The sequence below is a fragment of the Siminovitchia jepli genome (assembly GCF_047228825.1).
Lineage (GTDB): Bacteria > Bacillota > Bacilli > Bacillales > Bacillaceae_C > Siminovitchia.
On sequence record NZ_JBFEGN010000162.1, the window covers coordinates 1 to 3,432 of the forward strand.

3 protein-coding genes are annotated in these 3,432 nt (G+C 43.4%); all 3 read left to right on the plus strand.

Features of this window, described 5'->3' with window-relative positions; translation table 11 throughout:
* Positions 1–177: 177 nt before the first annotated feature.
* Positions 178–774, plus strand: a complete 597-nt coding sequence (locus tag AB1L08_RS21870) for a DUF6431 domain-containing protein (RefSeq protein ID WP_413066702.1) — start codon at positions 178–180, stop codon at positions 772–774.
* A 198-nt stretch (positions 775–972) separates the two neighbouring features.
* A complete protein-coding gene (locus AB1L08_RS21875; RefSeq protein ID WP_413066703.1) occupies positions 973–2,358 on the plus strand; it encodes a DDE-type integrase/transposase/recombinase in 1,386 nt (461 codons plus the stop codon).
* Positions 2,355–3,155: an ExeA family protein gene (locus tag AB1L08_RS21880; protein ID WP_244707553.1), complete on the plus strand. Its 801-nt coding sequence runs from the start codon at positions 2,355–2,357 to the stop codon at positions 3,153–3,155. The genes AB1L08_RS21875 and AB1L08_RS21880 overlap by 4 nt, the downstream gene beginning before the upstream one ends.
* Positions 3,156–3,432: the final 277 nt, after the last annotated feature.

Here is a 3,432-nt window from a genome sequence, read left to right on the forward strand (position 1 = left end):
TGTCTGGGCTAATATTTAATGGCGGTAAAATCTAGTATTTTAGGAATTAATTTTGTCGTTACGTGGAGGGGGAGATATGTAACAATGAAGAAAAGGGATAAATATCCTGGCGGAAAGAGAGGCATAAGAATGCCCTAAAAAGATGGCAGTCTTTTTAGGGCGTTTATCAAACTTAATATGAACAAGTCTATTGTAAAACCATTGGGTAAAAACGTCAATACATATTTGCGAAAGTACGGCCGGAAATCACCGAATTATGATAGTGGGTGCCCGTGTTGCGGTGGTAAACCGCATAAGCATGGACATTATAAACGCACTGTTGTTTTAAAGCATTCGGAACACCGCATTCCGATTTATCGCATGAAATGCTCTGTTTGCGGGATAACGTTTTCACTTATGCCGGACTTCCTTATTCCTTATCACATTTATGCGGTTGGAGTGATGGAAAGCACATGGTATCAGCGGCACATTGGATGCAGGAGCTTTGGGCATATCAGACGTGGGTTCTGTGGTCCCAAATTAAATGGCCCGTCAAAACGTACAATGAAGCGATGGCTATCATCCTGGAAGAAAAATATCGATCGATATGTGCCTTGGGGGATTCGTCAGCTTTTATTATACGATCCTTTTGCGGATCTTCAATGGACGAGGCACACTCCATCCGTTGAAAGGGCTGCCTTTACGCTAACTAAACGGCTATGGCGCATGGTGTATCCGGAGTCTCCCTACCCTTTTTACGGTTTCTTCCCTTGGATAAATCAGCTAATGAAGTAACCTTTAACCGCGCAATGAAAAATATACCATTACATAAGAAGCGACACATCCATGGACAAAGGGCATATTCCTTTTTGGCGGTACACTTTTACCACTATTTCCCTTTTTACTGTATGTATCCCACAGAGTTTGCGTCCTCCCGGTCTTGTGGGATTTGTGCGACACTTTAGTCGTACATTTTTCAAGGAGGTATAAGAAATGAATCATGAAGAAAGGAAAAACATCGCCTTGTTTCGATACGGGCTTATTTCTTCACTTGTTTCAAGGAAACTACAAAAAGGAGAATTGGCCGAGCAACTGCGAATCATTGCAGGCAGGGAGCATATAGACCAGGATGGGAAATTACGCAGGATTAGTAAACGGACCTTGGAGCGTTATTTACATGCGTATCGCAAGCATGGGTTTGAAGGACTGATGCCTGCTTATCGAGGGGAATATGCACCAAGGGCAATCAATCAGGAGGTATTGGCAAAAGCTGTTCAGCTTAAAAAAGAGCGGCCGGAGCGTGCTGTATCGCAGATTATCCGGATGATGGAATTGGCTGGCATCGTTGAAGTGGGCGATGTAGCCGAAAGTACGCTATCCAAACAGCTTCGTAAACTTGGATTGACCAAAAAGAAACTACAAAACAAACAAAGCGATCGATTCCGCCGTTTTGAGTTTCCTTACCGGAATGCATGTTGGCAAGGGGATGTGCAACATACCCTTTACCTGCCGCATCCCGATAAACCCGGACAAAAAGTGTTGGCTAAGCTTTTTGCATTCATGGATGATTTTTCAAGGTTCATTGTTCATGCGGAGTTTCATCTTCAAGAACGGGGGCCCCAATTGGAAGATTGTCTTCGAAGGGCGATTCATTCACATGGAAAGCCAGAACAGATCTACGTCGATAATGGAGCCATATATAGAGCCGATATGTTCGAGCTGGCATGTGCACACCTTGGTATCAAGCTATCACATAGTACGCCGAGGCGGCCTCAGGGACGGGGTAAAATGGAACGTTTCTTTCAATTTATCGATTCATCATTCAAGCCAGAGGCCTACGATTTGATAGAATCCGGGAAAATCGACTGTGTCGAGCAATTGAATCGGTATCTTTATATTTGGTTGAACACTTTCTATCATGACCGCAAACACGGGGAAACAAAACAGACACCAAGAGAACGTTTCTATGAAAGTGAAGCACCTTATGTTTCCGTCAGATTGGAAGAGCTGGATCGTGCTTTCATGTGGCAAGCAGAACGCAAGGTGGATAAAACCGGATGTGTATCGTTTCAAGGAAACCGCTATGAAGTGGATCAATCATTGGTGGGGGAATTGATTACCCTTCGATATGAACCGTTGGATTTGAGCAAAATTGAAGTGTGGCATAGTGAAAAGCGGTACGAGGATGCTTCTCCAATTAAACTAAATCGCGCGACCGACCGGCGGATTGAAGAACCCGAAGTCGAAGATGAATCTCCATCCGTCGAACCATCCGGATTAAACTTCTTGGAATTGAACGCACCTCTACAAGAGAAAAAGCAAAAAGAACAACGCGGTAAACTGAGCTACGCGAAATTATGGGAGAGTGAACAATCATGATCCCATCCTACTTTGGCTGGAAGCAAAAGCCTTTTGGGCGAGAAATTGCGACGAAAAACTTATATCGCAGCGCGCAATATCAGGAGCTGGAGGCCAGGTTGAAATACATGATTCAGGATCGTTCCTTTGGTTGCATAACAGGAGAAGTTGGCGCTGGAAAGACAACGGCAATACGGGCCTTGCGCGATCAATTGAACACGAGTCATCATGTGTTTTTATATATATCGGATTCGTCATTGAGACCAAGGGATTTTTATCGGGAAATGCTTGTTCAAATCGGCGTGGAGCCGAGATTTTTGGCCAGCGACGTGAAGAGACAATTCAAGGCTGCGTTACTTGAATTGTTTGAGGTGAAGAAAAAAACGCCTGTCGTGATAATTGACGAAGCCCATCTATTATCACCAGCGATGTTGCAGGAAATTCGATTTCTAACCAATTTCCACGTTGATTCCATTTCACCACTGGCGCTCATATTGGTGGGGCAACCGGAATTACGGGACAAACTCCGTCTGCGAAGTCTCGAGGCGATTTCCCAGCGCATTACAACCCGGTTTCATTTGGTAGGATTCAGCTACGATGATATGAAAGCTTATATCCAACATCACCTGCGGCAAGTTGGAGAGGATCGTCAAATCTTTTCAGAAGCTGCATTAAGCAAAATCTATAAGCAAACGCGTGGTATCATGCGACTTATCAATAATCTATGCACGGAGTGCTTGTTGGACGCAGTCTCTCGTCAGCAGAAAATCATTGACGAAGACTCCGTCGATCGTGTCATAGACGAGCATTCATTTTAGTTCGATACATTATCAAAAGCTTGAAACTTGAGTTAATGTCTGTGTTTACACTGGTAAATACGGATGGAATGAATGTTTTTTCGCCATCCGTAGCCAGTGTAATATAATAAGAATAAAATCCTTTAAAGAGGGTATTTCTACATATTATTTAAAAATTAGGATAACCACCAACTAGAACGGTTTTTATTTTTAGGCACATGCCATGTCGGTTACAAAAGGTATTTTTCACCGTCAGTATCGTTTCCGAAACAACCGTCATTAGATATTACTTTTGACA

Excerpts from the sequence above, each read along its gene's own strand:
- AB1L08_RS21880 (WP_244707553.1), top strand. The coding sequence starts at position 2,355 with ATGATCCCATCCTACTTTGGCTGGAAGCAAAAGCCTTTTGGGCGAGAA.
- AB1L08_RS21875 (WP_413066703.1), top strand. The coding sequence starts at position 973 with ATGAATCATGAAGAAAGGAAAAACATCGCCTTGTTTCGATACGGGCTT.
- AB1L08_RS21870 (WP_413066702.1), top strand. The coding sequence starts at position 178 with ATGAACAAGTCTATTGTAAAACCATTGGGTAAAAACGTCAATACATAT.